The sequence below is a fragment of the Robertmurraya beringensis genome (assembly GCF_042433785.1).
Taxonomy (GTDB): domain Bacteria; phylum Bacillota; class Bacilli; order Bacillales; family Cytobacillaceae; genus Robertmurraya_A; species Robertmurraya_A beringensis.
The window spans coordinates 13487-30994 of record NZ_JBHLUU010000125.1 but is presented as its reverse complement, the minus strand read 5'-3'; the positions used below and the strand labels follow the sequence as shown (position 1 = coordinate 30994).

The window sequence follows — 17508 nt, the reverse complement described above, 5'->3', positions numbered from 1 at the left end:
TAGCATAAATGGGTAACAGAAAGAGGAACTCACCATGGGAGATTGGGCATCAATTTTAGAAAAACGCTCAAAGTATTTTATTGGCATTTATATACTAAGTTATTACGCATTAATTATCTGCTTTAAAGATGAGAAAGAACTAATTTTGCTCGGTGGGAATGGATTTCAAGTCATTGCGCCTTTCGTGAGCGGTATTTTTATAATTAAGCAATTTTTCCATCTGAAAAAGGAGAAGATAAGATATTACTGGTTATTAACCGCCGTTGCTACATTTAGCTACGGTGTGGGAATGGTTATATTTAGATATAACTTTACCTTTTTTCCAAATATTCATAGTACTAATTTATCCGATTTATTTTGGTACATAAGTATCATTTTTTATATTTTCGCTTTAGTGTTTGTTCAGTCATTAACAAAGAACATTTCTAAAACCGTTCAATATATTTTCGATATTATTATTGTCATGATTGTCGTCTCATCCATTAGTTGGCATTTTGTCATTGCGCCCATTCTAGACTCGGCGAAAGAGTTTGGATTTATGTATACAGTTGTTTCTGTTGGTTATCCAATTGCTATTCTAGTCATGTTATTTGCCTTGCTAAGTTTATATTATATGTCACAGAGTGTTTTGCCAAAAAAGGTGTTCATCATTAATGTTATCGCTTTTTCAATCTTACTTTTTGCTAATATGGATTATTTATATTTGACGATGAACAATTTATATTTATCAGGGAGTTATATCGATCCTCTTTGGCCACTATCCATGTTATTGTTTGGGTTGGCGAGTGTATATAATAAAAAAGATGGTAAAGTTCTAGTGGAATCGGAAACAGAACAGAAAAGAAACAGTGGAAAAATTATTGATTTCATAACAATAAAATTAATGCTTCCGTACCTCTCAGTGATCACGATTTTTATTTTTATGATATTTCAGGGGAATCTAGCGATTAACAGTCTTGTTATAGGCTCAATCGCTTCTACTTTATTAATTATCATTAGACAGATTCTTACCCTAGTTCAAAATAGTGAATTAATTTTTGAAACGAAAGAGTTAAATAGGGAACTAGAAATAAAAGTTCAACAACGAACAAAAGAAATCATTGAAAAGAATCAAGAACTAGAAGAGTCAATTAGAAAAATAGAGTATATTGCTTATCACGATAGTTTAACTTCCTTAACGAATCGCAGGTATTTTGAAGAAAAAATAGAGAGCGCTATTCAAGAAACTAATCAGTTAAATAGTAGATTTGCCATCATGTTCATTGACTTGGACCGCTTTAAATTCATCAATGACACATTAGGCCACCACACGGGCGATTTATTATTAGTTTCCGTTTCTAACCTACTTAAAAATATAGTAGGTAAGGAAAATGTAGTGTCCCGCCAAGGTGGGGACGAATTTATGATCTTGGTCAGAAACACTACAAAGGAAGAAGCTGAAAGATTAGCTGAACAAATTATCAATGAGCTCCAGAAACCTATATCAATAAATGGAAATGAGCTATTTATTACCTCAAGTATCGGTATTTCTCTATATCCGGATCACGGATCAAGCTTAAATAGTCTAATTAAAAGGGCAGATACCTCCATGTATAGTGCAAAGGAGCAAGGGAAGAACCGCTATCAGACTTTCAATGTAAGCATGGATGATCATATTACTTTAAAAGTGAATCTAGAAAATGGCTTGCGAAAAGCGATTGAACTTAATGAAATGAGTATCGCGTATCAACCTAAGCTGGAGTTGCTAAGTAATGAAATTATTGGAGTGGAAGCTTTGCTTCGATGGAAACACAGTGAATATGGGAACATTTCACCATCTACATTTATTCCGCTTGCTGAGGAAACTGGATTAATCTTAAAGCTAGGTGATTGGGTCCTTCGTGAAGCTTGTTTACAGCTTAAAAAGTGGGAAGATGAGGGAGTCGAACATCTCGGGGTTTCAGTTAATGTATCCACCATACAATTTCTTCAAAAGGATTTTGTTGAAAAAGTAGAAGCCATATTAAAAGATACGTTAGCCGACCCGGTATATTTGGAATTAGAAATAACGGAAAGTTCTACGATGGATACGGAGTTAGTCATTAGTAAGTTAAAGAAACTGAAACAATTAGGCATTAAGATATCCATAGATGATTTTGGTTCAGGCTATTCTTCGCTAAGTCATATAAAAAATTTACCGATAGATATCTTAAAAATTGATAAAAGTTTTATCAATGATATCGAAAACGATCACAGCAACCAGGCAATTGTTTCAACCATTTTAGCATTAGCAACAAACCTAAACTTAAAAACAATTGCTGAAGGTGTTGAAAATGAAAGACAGTATCAAATACTTAAAGAAAAAGGCTGCGACCAAATTCAAGGCTATTATATAAGTAAACCAGTTCCTGTCGCAGAGGTTAGTAAGCTTATGCATTTTAAGGTTACAAATGTATAGTTTTCAGCGATAATTATTGTATTTTATTGTCATGGCATATTGTTTATTGGGGAGTCCTTTAAGATAATGTTCTTAAAGGACTTTTTTGCAATAAGGAGGTATCTATGAAAACAGTTTTACAAGCTTTTGTGGCTTCAATCATTCTACATATCATTTATATATTGTGTACTATAGGAATAGGTTATATAAAAACCATGTACTATAAACCGGACATGCAAGGGGAGGTATACTTGCTCCAAAATGAAGTGGCTTTTGGTACGGTGATTTCCCCGTATGTTTATCTTATTTCCTTGCTAGGAGTTTTTATTGTTTGTGCAAGTATTATAACTTCATATAAGAAAATAAAAAGGAGAGATCTATGAACTTTATCCATAAACATTCAACGGTCATAATAGTTTCCGCCATTGCTTTAATGATACTAAAAAACGTCCTGCCGATTCCTCAACTTTTGCAAGAAGTGTTAAGCATCGTCTCGTTCTTAGTAGTCGTGTCGGTAGTAATAATTAAGAAAAGATATAAGAGAACGTCTTAAAAGGAAAGAATAAGAAGATTATTGAACCTCAAATATTTCCCCAGCATAAGAATCGTGTCGAATATTTCCAAGGAAATTACGACTAATTTCCTCAATTATTTACAAGATGATGGGGGATGTAACAAAATAATGGGGAGAGGTAAGTTAGATTACCTCTCCCCATGCTACCATCTAAGGATAAATTATTACAAAATTAGCGGAAGCTACCGCCCATTGATTGTTCTGCCATTTGCACCAGGCGCTTGGTGATTTCTCCACCTACAGATCCGTTTGCGCGTGCAGATGTTTCAGGTCCTAAATTTACACCAAATTCACTAGCAATTTCGTACTTCATTTGTTCAAGTGCTTGTTCTGCCCCAGGTACTACTAATTGATTAGAGTTATTTCCACGGTTGTTTCTGTCCATTTCAATCTCTCCTTTTCGTTGGTGTAGATATATTTTGCACCTTTAAAAAAAATATACATTCATATAAAAAATTTATATTGTAAAAGAAAGTACACCTAAAATGGTGGTTCCGTTTCCTATCACAACCATTACAAATTTGTATCGGGAAATGCACCCTACAATTTGATATACCATTTATCTCAAATAAGCGGAGGTTTTCCGGTTAGACTGCAGAGTAGAGCGCTTTTCAGGGTATATAAGCGGAGGTTTTCCGTTTAAGCAAAGAAAAATCACCCATTTTCACGTTTTTTGAGTCAATAGTCGGAATCTCTCCGTCTAATTATGCTATTTTGAGTGCTATTTCCTAATTAAGAGAAATTTCTCCGCTTAATTACCAAACTCTGCTGATTCCCTCATTTGGGTACACTCTATTATGGTTTTGGAGAGGGAGCTTGGTTCAACAGGCCTCAAAAATGGCTCAGTATGTGAACTGAGCCATTTAATATAATTTGTCCTACATATTTGATTGCATGTTCCGATTTTGGGACAGGTTATGGAACCTATTACCAGAAAGGGTGTTTTACGATACAGATAATGAACTTTTGCTTTTGTTCTGCTGAATGGTAGCAACCGAAACGGCCTTGGCCACCATTTTTGCCACTCTTTCATCCAATGCGCTCGGAATCACATAGTCTGCTTTTAACTCTTTTTCTGAAACAGCTTCCGCAATCGCATAAGCGGCTGCCAGCTTCATCTCTGTTGTAATGTCCTTTGCTCCTGCATCCAAGGTACCTCGGAAAATGCCGGGGAAGGCAAGTAAATTATTCACTTGGTTTGGATAATCAGATCGACCTGTCCCTACAACAGCGGCACCTGCAGCAAGAGCTTCTTCCGGGTAGATCTCTGGGATCGGGTTAGCCATCGCAAACACGATTGGATCTTTCGCCATGGACTGAATATGTTCTGGCTTCATGGCACCGGGACCAGATACACCAATAAACACATCTGCACCATGGATCGCATCCGCCAATGTACCACGAATTCTTTTCAAATTGGTCACTTCCGCCATCTCTTTTTGAGCCGAATTCATCCAGCTTTCGCCTTTGCTGACCACACCTTCAAGGCTTACAAGGGTAATGTCTTGAAATCCTGCTTGCATGAGCAACTTAGCAATCGCAATTCCGGCTGCTCCTGCACCGTTAATGACAATTTTGATACTGCGATGCTGCTTATCCACTACTTTAACCGCATTGATTAAAGCAGCAAGAACAACAATGGCTGTACCGTGCTGATCATCATGAAAAACGGGGATATCCAGTTCTTTTTTTAGTCGTTCTTCAATTTCAAAGCAACGGGGAGCGGAAATATCTTCAAGGTTCACTCCTCCAAAACTAGGAGATAGTGCCTTAATGATTCCGACGATCTCATCCACGTTTTTTGTATCTAAGCAAAGTGGAAAAGCATCCACATTGGCAAACTTTTTAAAAAGAAGTGCTTTTCCTTCCATAACAGGGAGGGCTGCCTTTGGTCCGATATCACCAAGGCCTAAAACGGCTGTGCCATCTGTCACGATAGCCACCATATGTCCTCTGGATGTTAACACATCCACTTGTTCTGGATTCTCTACAATCGCTTTACAAACGTCTGCGACTCCAGGTGTATATACGAGACTCAGTTGTTCCTCTGTGGTTACATCAATCTTGCTGACAATCTCGATTTTTCCACTATATTCTTTATGAAGTTTGATTGCTTCCTCTTTTAGATTGTTTTTTATCAATGATATCTACCCCTTTGGTAATCGCTTTCAATCTTTCTACATCGTAAAGAAAATGACCAAGGTTTGATAGATTTTGTAACTATACAACTTTATTAAATTAAAAAAAGTGGAAATGCACCTTTTATAGATACATGTCCACTTGGTTTAGTTTTTCTACTTGTAATGTATATAAATATACCGGTCTACCAATTCCGTAGGTTAATGATTCCTTTAATACACCTAGCTGGGTTAAGAACTTTAAATATTTCCTTACTGACACACGGGAGATATACGTACTTTCCGAAATATCATCAGTAGAGAACGGGTTCGTTCCTTTTGCTTTCAACACCTCGACTACCACTTGTAGAGTGCTACTCGTTAACCCCTTAGGTAAATCAATGATCGGCTCCTCCATCTGAGTTTGCTCTGTACTGAGGATTCGATCGTCAAGATCTTCTTGTTTGAGCACGCTATGATTAGCAAAAAATAGATATTTATCTTGAAACCTCAGTAATGCTTGTTGAAACCGATCAAACTCAAACGGTTTGATTAAGTAATCAACGGCACCAAGCCTAAGAGCCGTTTGAATTTTATCCTTTTCACCAGCAGCCGTAATAAGGATCACATCTATTTCGAGATGATGTTCTCTTATATATTGGAGTAAGACGAGTCCATTATCACCTGGCATATATACATCTAGCAATATAAGCTCAACCGTTTCCTTTTGAAGAAAGTCAATTGCATCTTTTACCGTATGGACCATACCAGTGAGGCGGAATCCTTTCATATCCTGGAGATAACGTTTATTAATTTCGGCAACCATTGGGTCATCTTCAACAATTAGAACCTTAATCACAATTCCACCTCTTTGCTTTTATAAGGTATTTTTATATAAACATTGGTTCCTAACATCCACTTTGAGTCCATTTGGAGTTCGCCGCCGAGCAAATGGACGCTTTTTTCCACTAAGTGTAGTCCGTAGCCGCGATTGTCTCCTTTTGTAGAGTAGCCTTTTTCAAAAATTCTTTTTTGTGTATCATCAGGTATTCCCGGTCCAGAGTCCATCACTTCGATCTCTAGCCACTCATCATCATAGGCAAAACTCACTTCAAGCGTTTTTTCTTCGCTATCCGTCATTGCCTCGATCGCATTATCGATCACATTGCCGAGAATCGTAATCAGCTCATGTGTGGTTGTTTGATTGGCAGGTTCAGGAATAGCGGTCCCCGTTTCAATCGTGAGATCAACGTTTTGTTCCCTCGCATAACTCAATTTTCCCATAATAAATCCTCCGAGGGCAGGGTCCTTGAATTGTTCGGTGATGTTTCCGAATTCTTGGTTTCGGTAATTGACCAAGGTACGAATAAAGTCAGTGAGTTCACTGTAAGACTTTAACTCGATCATACCCCGAATCACATGTAGACGATTCATAAATTCATGTGATTGGGCACGAAGCGCTTCTGTATAGGCTCTAACTCCTGTTAATTGCTCGGCGAGCTGATTGATCTCTGTTTTATCACGGAAAGTCGAAATGGCTCCGACTACTTGTCCATTGACTAACAGTGGGACGCGATTGACGAGAATTGAGACACCGTTAATGTTCTGTTCCTCATCTAGCTCAGGCTCACCTGTTTGTAACACTCGATCCAAGCCAGTGGAAGGCATATAGTCATGAATGTTCATTCCCACTGGATTGGTGTCTAGGCCAGCTTTTTGAAAAATTTGAAGTGCCGACTTGTTGACGAGTGTGATGGTTGATTGATGATCCACGGCAATAATCCCTTCATGGACGGATTGCAGCATCGTGCTTCTTTCCTCAGTGATCTTTGCTATGGCAAAGGGCTCAAGCCCAAGTAGTGTCCTTTTAATATATCTCGCTAGTAAAATAGCTCCGATCACACCGACAATTAGTCCAAAAAACGTAACGATCAGTATGCTCCGATGGCTTCGTCCGAGTGCTGTCTCTACACTTTTTAACGAAATTCCCACGGCCACTACTCCGATTTGTTCGTTATTTTTATTGTAAATAGGTGTAAATGCACGTACTGATTCACCTAACGTTCCTTTTGAGATAGAAACATACTCTTTTCCTTTTAGAGCCTGCTTTTCATCTCCCCCCACAAAGGGCTTTCCAATTTCCTCAGGGGTTGGATGGGTTCTCCGCATTCCCTTCATATCCATCACCACAACGAACAGCATATCTGTGGCCGTTTGAATATCATTTGTATAGTCTTGAATGGAGTTGGAGTAGGTTCGGTTTTCTAACGCGTCTATCACAATATGAGACTTTGAAACGGTCCTCGCGACGATCCGCGCTTTTTCCTCTGTGTGGGCTTGTATATTTTTACTAACGGAATGGCTGATTAATAGGTCTGTGATCATCAGTGAAATAAGGACGACGAGACAGACAAGTAAAATGATTACCGTGCTAAGTTTAAAACGAAACTGCCGTATACGCACTACGTAACCTCCCAACACGTTTATTTTTCCACTATAAATTGAAAACGCTCTAAAATAAAGAATTTGTTTTTGAAAGGTTGGAGTATTCACTCAAAAACATCATTACTATGTTACTTACTTTAATTACAAAAAGATTTTATAAGTTTTATTAACTATTCTTATTTTTCACAAAATTGTAACATGTGTTTAACAGAGTGAATGAAATCGTTTTCAAAATAATGATGTTTTAAGGAGGAGACCATATGAGAATTAATTTTAAGAGTCTTACCACTCAAGTAATACTAGGTATCATTTTGGGTATCGGCGTCGGGTTTGTGTTTCCGGAAATTGGATCGCAGTTAAAGGTGATCGCTGATATATTTATTAAGCTAGTAAAAATGGTCATTGCACCAATTATTTTCCTAACGATTGTCATCGGAATTGCGGGAATGGGAGATTTAAAGAAGGTTGGAAAAATTGGTGGGAAAGCCTTACTTTATTTTGAAATCGTCTCAACGATTGCGTTAGCGATTGGAATTATCGTTGCGAATGTGGTAAAAGCGGGAAAGGGAATTGATGCCGAGGCAGGAAAGGGCGATATTTCTCAATATACAAAGGCCGCTGAAGAAACGAGTCACGGATTTATGGATTTTGTCGTTTCGATCATTCCTGATAGCTTTATCGGTGCGTTTGCGAATGGTGAACTGCTTCCTGTTCTTTTGTTAGCGTGTTTGTTTGGAATTTCTCTTGCTCATTTAGGACAGAAAGGGAAGCCGGTTATTGAGTTTTTTGAAAAAATCACAGAAGTGTTCTTCGGAATTGTTAATATCATCATGAAGGTTTCCCCGTTCGCAGCGTTTGGTGCGATGGCTTATACGATTGGTGAATTTGGAATTGGCTCCCTTGTTTATCTTGGAAAGCTGATGGGATCGGTTTATATTACCATGGCTCTATTTATTGTTCTTGTTCTAGGTGGAATTGCGAAAATGTTCGGTTTCAGCATCTTTAAGTTTATTGCTTATATTAAAGAAGAAATTCTTCTAGTGATCGGGACTTCCTCGTCTGAAGCAGCTCTTCCGAAAATGATGGAAAAGCTTGAGAAGTATGGTTGCTCAAAGCCAGTTGTAGGTCTTGTTCTTCCAACAGGATATTCCTTTAACCTTGATGGAACTTCGATTTACCTGTCGATGGCTGCATTATTCATCGCTCAGGCCTATGGGGTAGACTTAAGCATTTGGCAACAGCTGACCCTTTTAGGAGTATTGATGCTCACATCTAAAGGAGCAGCAGGTGTTACTGGTTCAGGCTTTGTTACGCTAGCTGCTACACTAGCCGTATTCCCTTCGATTCCAGTTGAAGGAATGGCTCTCATCCTTGGGGTTGACCGTTTCATGTCAGAAGCACGTGCCATCACCAATTTGATCGGTAACGGTGTCGCAACAGTGGTTGTTTCAAAGACGGAAGGGGAATTTAACCCACTTCAAGAGGTAGAAGCTCAGGTGGATAACAAAGAAATTAGTGCGTAAGTATTGTTTTCGGGTGCTTTATTCAGAAAAGATGTATGGATTTTGTCATACGTCTTTTCTTTATTTATTAACAGGTCCGTGGAATTATCGGTTGGCGGGTCAGGTTAAAAACACCCGAGCAGATAAATACACGGAGAAATTCCGCTTAATTAGAAATATTTATAAAAAAAGGCTTAAATAAACGGAGAGATTCCGCCTATTGGCTCAAAAACTTCGAAAATTGGAGATTTTGCTTTGCATAAGCGGAAAACCTTCCCTTATTCACCCCCAAAAGAGGCTCCATTCTGCATTTACCCGGAAATTCTCCGCCTATTTTACATTTGCTTTTAGAAAGATAAAAAAATAGATTGACAAATATAAGAATTCTATTAATCTAAAAATAGATCTAGCCCCAAGTTATACTCTCTTAGCTACTCCGCAAGTCTTTATTTGTCGTTTACAATTCTCCATTCCTAGCCACATTAAACTCTATTTCATTATGGTAAAAATCTGTCCGAAGTTTAATTGAATAAGTAATGGTTTACTATTAAATATCCATATTGTGGATGTTCTACATCAGTATATAAATAGATATGACCATTAGATAGGAGGAGGGATTCCATGGGATTTGAAGAAGAATACCAGACCTTTTTGAATGCTCACTTGCAGGCAAGAACAGGTGAACGGTTGCGGCGTTTACAAGAAGGTCACAATCAGGCTGAAATGTTGTTTTTGAAGCAAGTATGGTGGCCTTTATATCACCATTTCAAGTTTCTTCATCCAGAATATGAAGTAGATGATTTCAAGGATGGCAAAAGGTATTTGGATTTTGCTTATATTCGTCCTGCCATCAGGATTTGCCTGGAAGTCGACGGGTATGGCCCTCACCTAAAGAGCATAAGCAGATGGCAATTTTCTGACAACCTGGAACGTCAAAACCAGCTGGTGATTGATGGATGGACTGTGATCCGCTTTTCCTATGACCAAGTGAAAGAGCAGCCCCGTCGATGCCAACAGATTGTTCAGCAAGTGATTGGCCGATGGCTGGGTGATGAACTGGACCAGACATCTCTGTCCTTTCTCGAAAAGGAAGTGCTTCGCCTAGCGATTCGAAAAGGAGAGGCCATATCCCCTATAGAAGTTGAGAAGTATTTGAAACTAAGTGACAAGACGGTGAAAAAAATACTTTCTCAACTGGTCGATAAAAAAATGCTGATTCCCGCATCAGGGACCATGAGGATCCGTTCCTATCGCTTGGGAGATCAAGTTAAGCAACCTTTCTGATAAATAGACGGAGGAATTTCGCTTAAGTAGAAAATAATATAAAAAATAGCCCTAATAGACGGAGAAATTCCGCCTATTGCCTCGAAAAACGTAAAAATAGGTGGTTTTACTTTGCATAGCCGGAAAATCTCCCCTTATATGCCTCGAAATGAGCTTCATTCTGTATTTAACCGGAAAATCTCCGCTTGTTATACATTTGCTAGATTCCTCAATTAAGGAATCACTCCTTTTAAAAGGAAAACCTTCACCCCCATTTGGATGCGTAGAGGTGTACTGTGAAAAGCCCTCCAAAAACACCCCCTATTGTAGATTGTGGCCTAACAAAATCTTCTGAACAAAGGCGTTCACCCATACCGAATAGGCTGGCGCCGCATATCCTTTTAATGTATTTAAATACATTAGAGGAGGAATTACCTTGAATAATGGACATCAAATGGTCACACATGACGTAAGAATTCGACCTGGATTTGGATTCGGTAGACCAGGATTTGGATTCGGTAGACCAGGATTTGGATTTGGTAGACCAGGGTTCGGATTTGGTAGACCTGGATTCGGCCTCGGTTTAGGGTTTTTAGGTGGTTTGGCAGCAGGTGCATTACTAGCTCCAGGCCCTGGCTTTGGATACGCGTACCCTTATCCTTATCCTTATTATTAATAAAATAAAAGGTTCTTGTAGTAACGGCTGTTTTGTAAACAGCCGTTTGTTTATTTCTAAAAAATACATATTTTGTAGAAAATGGCAGTCATATATAATAGGGAGATGATGAGGGAAATAAGTTCAAAGGAAGAAGAGGGATAAGAAATATGTTAACGACGAAAACGGATAATCACCCATCCTGGGTTCAGCCATACATTGATTCCAAAGAAAAGCAACAAGCATTATACAAACGAACACTTCTTATTGTGGTGTTTTCTCAAATCTTTGGAGGAGCAGGACTTGCTTCGGGGATCACTGTGGGGGCACTTCTTGCAAAAGATATGCTTGGCACGGATAGTTTCTCAGGTCTTCCTGTAGCACTGCTGACATTAGGATCTGCGGGTTCGGCATTGCTAGTTGGTCACCTGTCTGACCGATATGGACGGCGCTTTGGGTTAGCGGCCGGATTTTTAGCGGGAGGGCTCGGAGCAATCGGTGTGGTTCTGGCGGCGGTTACTAACAATATCATCCTCCTTTTTGCTTCCCTATTAATCTATGGAGCAGGAACCGCAACAAATTTACAAGCCCGCTATGCAGGTACAGATTTGGCCAATGTGAAGCAACGAGCTACAGCAATAAGTATTGCGCTAGTATCTACGACCTTTGGAGCGGTTGCGGGACCGAACTTGGTTGGACCCATGGGAGAGTTTGCTGAATCTATCGGGGTGCCAACATTAGCTGGTCCCTTCCTATTAGGTGCGGCTGCTTTCATCATGGCGGGATCCATTGTATTTCTTTTTCTAAAACACGATCCTTTAATTGTAGCGAAGGCCATTGCTAAGACAGAAAGCGATCATAATCGTATTAACAAGGAGACGGCCGTAACAGCCATTAATAAAAAAGGAATCATTGCCGCTGCAACGATTATGGTTCTTACACAGTTGGTCATGGTTTCCATCATGACGATGACTCCCATCCATATGGGGCACCATGGCCATGGATTACATGAAGTAGGACTAATTATCGGTTTTCATATCGGGGCGATGTATCTGCCATCCCTTGTAACAGGGGTTCTCGTTGACAAGGTCGGACGGACGACGATGGCCATTGCAGCCGGTAGCATTTTACTTGCAGCAGGGTTGATGGCGGCGTTTGCTCCGACGGACAGCATGCTCGTACTGACGCTCGCTCTTATCCTTCTTGGGCTCGGCTGGAATATTGGGTTGATTAGTGGGACGACGATTTTAGTGGATGCGACCAGCCTTTCCACTCGGGCAAAGACACAAGGAAAGATTGATGTTCTTGTCGCGTTATCAGGTGCATCAGGTGGGGTGTTTTCTGGGGTAGTGGTTGCGTATTCTAGCTATGCCGCACTATCTATTGCGGGAGGACTTCTTTCGTTACTACTTATTCCTGTGGTGATGCGGTCTCTAAAAAAGCCACTGGTCGAAGAATCACTAACCAAAACCATAGGAAGTTAAGTAAAGTACAAATGGCATTTTACCGAAGTGAACTAATAGAGAAGCAGTGGAATGGTTTATATTCCACTGCTTCTTTTATTTTTGTCAGTGTTTATCTCATTGTATAGTTAAATTTATTTAAATGTATAGACATTTAGATATAAATGATTATAATAATGGTTGTAAGCGATTTAAGAAAATGATGGATAGGGATTGAAAATCTTACTCTCAAAATATAGTAAAAGGAGTCGTGTGAAGATGAAAAAGTAGAATTGCTTTACAAGACCAATTCCCTCTCGATGAAAAAAATTGTTTAAGGTCAAAAACTTATAAAGGAGAATCCATATGTTTGAAAAACTAAGTGAACAGCTTGTTCCCATTGCAGGGAGACTCAATAACAACCGGTTTTTAAGCGTCTTGCGCGACGCATTTATGCTTGCGTTCCCGCTTACGATTTTTGGTTCCATTTTTGTAGTATTAACGAATTTGCCTTTTCTCAATAAATTCATGAGTGATGGTTCGATCGCCAATTTCCGTGACATGTTTGGTATTGCTTCTTCAGCAACGATGGGAATTATGTCACTCTTCGTCGTCTTTGGTATCGGGTACTATTTGTCCCGAAGTTACGAGGTGGAAGCGATCTTTGGTGGTGCTATTGCCCTTGTATCTTTTTTAATGTTAACTCCATTTGTCGTACAGCCTGAAAACGGGGAGTTAGTAACAGGCGTTATTCCTTTGGACCGTTTAGGAGCAAAGGGAATGTTCCTTGGGATGATGACAGCTTTCTTGGCAACGGAGATTTACCGTCGAATGGTTCAAAAGAATATTACGATCAAAATGCCTCCAGGTGTTCCGCCAGCTGTGGCAAAATCATTTACTGCTTTAATACCAGCTCTGATTACGCTGACGTTTTTCTTAGGGGTGAATATTTTAGTCACACAAGCTTTCAACACGAATATGCATGATGTGATTTATAAAGCCATTCAAGCTCCATTAGTCGGATTAGGTAGTGGAATCATTCCGACGTTAATCGCCATTTTTGTCATTCAAATTCTCTGGTTCTTTGGTTTGCACGGTCAAGTGATCATCAACTCTGTTATGGACCCAATCTGGAATACGTTAATGATTGAAAACTTGGAGGCCTATACAGCTGGAGAAGCAGTACCTCATATCATTTCTAAGCCATTTATCGAGATCTATACAGTAGGTATGGGTGGAACGGGAATGACATTAGCGGTCGTCTTTGCGATTCTCGTCTTTATGAAGAGTAAACAAATGAAGCAAGTAGGGAAGCTGGGCTTAGGTCCTGGAATTTTCAACGTAAATGAACCGATTATTTTCGGATTACCGATTGTTATGAATCCGATCATTATTGTCCCTTGGATTTTGGCACCGATGATTGTCACGCTCGTTTCTTATTTTGCGATGTCTTCAGGTATGGTTCCACCACCAACAGGGGTAGCGGTTCCATGGACCGTTCCTTTCTTTATTAATGGAATAATGGCAACGAATTCATTAGCAGGTGGGCTTCTTCAACTAGTTAATATGGCTATTGTTTTTGTCATTTGGTTCCCATTTTTAAAGACGATGGATCGTATAAATGTTCAAAAGGAAAAAGAAGAAGAAAGCAAAACAGCATAAGGTAGGTACAAAGTGAATAATGTAAACGGTTTATTGTTCTGTCCTTATAAAAAGCGCTGATGAAAGTTTACTAGATGAAGAGGAGAGAGATAGATGACTACTATTGAAACGAAGTACAGTTTTCCGGAAGGATTTTGGTGGGGCTCAGCGGCTTCTGGTCCTCAGACCGAAGGAGCTTCCGATATGGATGGAAAAGGTAAGAATATTTGGGATCATTGGTTTGAGTTAGAACCCACTCGTTTTTTTAATGAAGTCGGGCCTTCTAAAACGTCTCAATTCTACTATAAATATAAAGAAGACATTGAATTGATGAAGCAATTGGGGCATAACTCCTTCCGTTTGTCGATCACTTGGTCAAGATTGTTTCCGGATGGCAAAGGAGACATCAATCCTAAGGCGGTTGAATTTTATAATGATGTGATCAATGAAATGATCCTAAACGGAATTGAACCTTTTGTGAATTTGTTCCATTTTGATATGCCATTCGCACTTCAAGAACAAGGAGGCTGGGTGAACAGAGAAACGGTGGACGCGTATGAAGCTTACGCCAAAACATGCTTTGAATTATTTGGTGACCGTGTGAAGTACTGGTTCACCCATAATGAGCCGATTGTTCCTGTTGAGGGCGGATACTTATACGATTTTCATTATCCAAATGAAGTTGATTTTGGAAAGGCCGTACAAGTGGCTTATCATTCCATCTTAGCCAGTGCAAGGGCCATTCAAGTATATAAGGAACTGAATCAAGGTGGGAAAATTGGAATCATTTTAAATCTGACTCCATCATATCCAAGAAGCCAAAATCCTGCAGATGTAAAAGCGGCTGTCCTAGCTGATGCCTTCTTTAACCGTTCATTTTTAGATCCGTCGGTTAAAGGTGAGTTCCCAGAGGAATTGGTTCAAATTTTAAAAGCAGAAGGCTTTATGCCCAAAATAGAAAATGATGATTTAGAAGTCATTCGGGAGAACACAGTTGATCTGCTTGGCGTGAACTATTATCAGCCGCGACGTGTAAAAGCAAAAGAGCATCTACCGCATCCTGATGCCCCATTTATGCCTGAGCGATTCTTTGATAATTACGTTATGCCTGGTCGGAAAATGAATCCTCACCGCGGGTGGGAGATTTATGAAAAAGGGGTATACGATATTCTCGTGAATCTGAAGGAGAACTACGGGAATATTGAATGCTTTATTTCTGAAAATGGGATGGGCGTCGAAGGAGAAGAAAAATTCCGCGATGAGAATGGAATGATTCAAGACGACTACCGTATTGAATTTATCGAAAACCATTTGAAATGGGTGCATAAAGCCATTGAAGAAGGATCCAATGTAAAAGGGTATCATTTGTGGACTTTTATGGACAACTGGTCATGGACGAATGCTTATAAAAATCGTTATGGCTTTGTGTCTGTCAATCTGAATAAAGACGGTGAACGTACCATTAAGAAAAGTGGAATGTGGTTTAAAACCGTATCAGAACATAACGGATTTTAACACTAGAAGATGGTCATTGCGGCCATCTTTTTTTAACAGGAAAAGGGACATCACAAATTAAAATATGGAGGCGTTACCATGTTAGGAGCCATTGAAGCTGGTGGAACGAAATTTGTCTGTGCCGTGGGAGATCACTTGGGGCATATCGCCGACCGGATTGAGATTTCGACAACGGTACCAGGTGAAACCATGAAAGAAGTTCTAGCATTCTTTCAAAAATATTCTATCGATGCCATTGGGATTGGCTCATTTGGTCCCATTGATATTAACCAAGAAAGTCCAAGTTACGGATTCATTACCTCCACACCCAAAACAGCGTGGAAGGACTTTCCGTTTGTGCAAACGGTTAAGGAAGCCTTCGGAGTACCCATTGGTTTCAATACGGATGTGAATGCAGCTGCCTTAGGTGAAGCCACATTAGGTGCCGCTCGAGGATTTGATAGCTGTCTATATATAACCGTAGGAACGGGAATTGGAGCAGGAGCTGTGGTTCAAGGAAACTTGCTGCAAGGATTGTCGCATCCTGAGATGGGACATATATTGGTCAGACGACATTCGGAAGATTCGTATAAAGGGACATGTCCGTATCATGGTGATTGCTTAGAAGGGTTAGCAGCTGGTCCTGCCTTAGAAGAACGCTGGGGCGACAAAGGATTCCAACTAGCCGAACGTTCAGAGGTATGGGAACTAGAAGGCTACTATCTCGCGCAAGCATTGATGCAATACATTCTTATTTTATCACCGAAGAAAATCATCCTTGGTGGAGGGGTGATGAAGCAAAAGCAAGTTTTCCCTTCGATCTATAAGCATATGTCTGATTTGGTGAATGGATATGTCTCGTTACCGGAGCTTTCCGAGTACATCGTCAGTCCTGGACTAGGGAACGATGCGGGAATAACAGGCTCTCTCCTACTCGCTGATCAGGCACTAGGAAGGGAATTGGAGGGAAAACGATGAAACCACTATTCTTACAACCTGTTTTTAAAGAAAGAATTTGGGGTGGAACACAATTAACAAAGGAATTTGGCTATGAGATCCCATGCGACCAAACGGGGGAGTGTTGGGCCATCTCTGCTCATCCACATGGACCTTCCACAATTCAAAATGGCCCCTTTGCTGGACAGACTTTGGACACCTTGTGGAGGGAGCATCCAGAGCTTTTTGGACATCCGAGTGAAGAGGTGTTCCCGCTTTTAACGAAAATCTTAGATGCCAATATGGATCTATCGGTTCAGGTTCATCCAGATGACACTTATGCATTGGTAAACGAAAACGGGGAATTAGGAAAGACAGAGTGTTGGTACATTATTGACTGCAAAGATGATGCAGAGGTGATCTTTGGTCATAAAGCTCAGACAAAAGAAGAGTTCAACCAATTGGTCGAAGAAGGAAGATGGAGCGAGTTGCTTTGCCGGGTAAAAATCAAACCAGGTGACTTCTTTTATGTACCAAGTGGGACTCTTCACGCCCTTTGTGAAGGAACTCTTGTATTAGAAACCCAACAAAGTTCGGATACGACTTACCGAGTGTATGACTATGACCGGAGAGATGATCAGGGAAATTTACGTGAGCTTCATTTGGAAAAAGCACTCATGGTCACAAACATTCCTCATCAAAGTGAGGAGAAGAGGATAACAGTGGATACTAAAGGGGATGCGACGATCACCACTTTTATTCAATCAGAGTTTTTCTCTGTCTTCCAATGGGAAGTGAAAGGCTGTGCCACGTTTCATGCGGACGAACACTATTTGCTAGTAAGCGTTATTAAGGGTGACGGGGAGCTTTTTCATGAGGAGGTTTCTTATCCGTTAACAAAGGGGGCTCACCTAATTATTCCTGCCAGAATGGGTGAGTTTGAGATTAAAGGGCAGTGCCAATTGATCGTTTCTCATAGGTAATAGTTCATTCTATCATTATAGTGCAATCTTACTCTCCTAA

Annotated in this window: 14 protein-coding genes; 10 read left to right on the top strand and 4 right to left on the bottom strand. The window is 39.9% G+C overall.

Annotated features, from left to right (window positions below; all coding sequences use genetic code 11):
• Positions 1 to 34: 34 nt before the first annotated feature.
• Together ACFFHF_RS21780 and ACFFHF_RS21775 are read left to right on the top strand one after the other, a co-directional pair.
• Positions 35 to 2437, top strand: coding sequence for an EAL domain-containing protein (locus ACFFHF_RS21780; protein WP_377059019.1), 2403 nt, complete (start codon positions 35 to 37; stop codon positions 2435 to 2437).
• 358 nt (positions 2438 to 2795) lie between these two features.
• On the top strand, positions 2796 to 2969 hold the full coding sequence (locus tag ACFFHF_RS21775) for a hypothetical protein (protein WP_340905543.1): 174 nt from the start codon (positions 2796 to 2798) through the stop codon (positions 2967 to 2969).
• Positions 2970 to 3162: 193 nt separating this feature from the next.
• On the opposite strand, the gene ACFFHF_RS21770 is transcribed toward ACFFHF_RS21775, so the two are convergent.
• The 4 genes from ACFFHF_RS21770 to dcuS all read right to left on the bottom strand — a co-directional run bounded on the left by ACFFHF_RS21770 (position 3163) and on the right by dcuS (position 7564).
• Positions 3163 to 3375, bottom strand: coding sequence for an alpha/beta-type small acid-soluble spore protein (locus tag ACFFHF_RS21770; RefSeq protein WP_340905542.1), 213 nt, complete (start codon positions 3373 to 3375; stop codon positions 3163 to 3165).
• 559 nt (positions 3376 to 3934) lie between these two features.
• Positions 3935 to 5131 carry an NAD(P)-dependent malic enzyme gene (locus tag ACFFHF_RS21765; protein WP_377059018.1) on the bottom strand — a complete coding sequence of 399 codons (1197 nt, stop codon included), beginning with the start codon at positions 5129 to 5131 and terminating at the stop codon, positions 3935 to 3937.
• A 121-nt stretch (positions 5132 to 5252) separates the two neighbouring features.
• Complete coding sequence (locus tag ACFFHF_RS21760) at positions 5253 to 5966, bottom strand: response regulator (RefSeq protein WP_377059017.1); 714 nt, start codon at positions 5964 to 5966, stop codon at positions 5253 to 5255.
• Positions 5963 to 7564, bottom strand: coding sequence for a DcuS/MalK family sensor histidine kinase (dcuS, locus tag ACFFHF_RS21755; protein WP_446695007.1), 1602 nt, complete (start codon positions 7562 to 7564; stop codon positions 5963 to 5965). The genes ACFFHF_RS21760 and dcuS overlap by 4 nt, the downstream gene beginning before the upstream one ends.
• A gap of 248 nt (positions 7565 to 7812) precedes the next feature.
• Between dcuS and ACFFHF_RS21750 the strand changes: the two genes are divergently transcribed.
• The 8 genes from ACFFHF_RS21750 to manA all read left to right on the top strand — a co-directional run bounded on the left by ACFFHF_RS21750 (position 7813) and on the right by manA (position 17468).
• Entirely contained in the window at positions 7813 to 9075 is a 1263-nt protein-coding gene (locus ACFFHF_RS21750) for a dicarboxylate/amino acid:cation symporter (RefSeq protein WP_340905537.1), read from the top strand.
• 600 nt (positions 9076 to 9675) lie between these two features.
• Complete coding sequence (locus ACFFHF_RS21745) at positions 9676 to 10338, top strand: putative endonuclease domain-containing protein (protein ID WP_377059015.1); 663 nt, start codon at positions 9676 to 9678, stop codon at positions 10336 to 10338.
• Between the two features lie 415 nt (positions 10339 to 10753).
• A complete protein-coding gene (gene ymaG, locus ACFFHF_RS21740) occupies positions 10754 to 10993 on the top strand; it encodes an inner spore coat protein YmaG (protein ID WP_377059014.1) in 240 nt (79 codons plus the stop codon).
• A gap of 149 nt (positions 10994 to 11142) precedes the next feature.
• Entirely contained in the window at positions 11143 to 12456 is a 1314-nt protein-coding gene (locus tag ACFFHF_RS21735; RefSeq protein ID WP_377059013.1) for an MFS transporter, read from the top strand.
• Between the two features lie 324 nt (positions 12457 to 12780).
• On the top strand, positions 12781 to 14076 hold the full coding sequence (gene celB / locus ACFFHF_RS21730; RefSeq protein WP_340905525.1) for a PTS cellobiose transporter subunit IIC: 1296 nt from the start codon (positions 12781 to 12783) through the stop codon (positions 14074 to 14076).
• 93 nt (positions 14077 to 14169) lie between these two features.
• Positions 14170 to 15570 (top strand): 6-phospho-beta-glucosidase GmuD, encoded by a 1401-nt coding sequence (gene gmuD, locus ACFFHF_RS21725; RefSeq protein ID WP_377059012.1) that lies wholly within the window; start codon positions 14170 to 14172, stop codon positions 15568 to 15570.
• A gap of 78 nt (positions 15571 to 15648) precedes the next feature.
• Positions 15649 to 16527 carry an ROK family protein gene (locus ACFFHF_RS21720; RefSeq protein ID WP_377059011.1) on the top strand — a complete coding sequence of 293 codons (879 nt, stop codon included), beginning with the start codon at positions 15649 to 15651 and terminating at the stop codon, positions 16525 to 16527.
• Positions 16524 to 17468, top strand: a complete 945-nt coding sequence (gene manA / locus ACFFHF_RS21715) for a mannose-6-phosphate isomerase, class I (protein ID WP_377059010.1) — start codon at positions 16524 to 16526, stop codon at positions 17466 to 17468. Before ACFFHF_RS21720 ends, manA begins: the two co-directional genes overlap by 4 nt.
• Positions 17469 to 17508 lie beyond the last annotated feature (40 nt).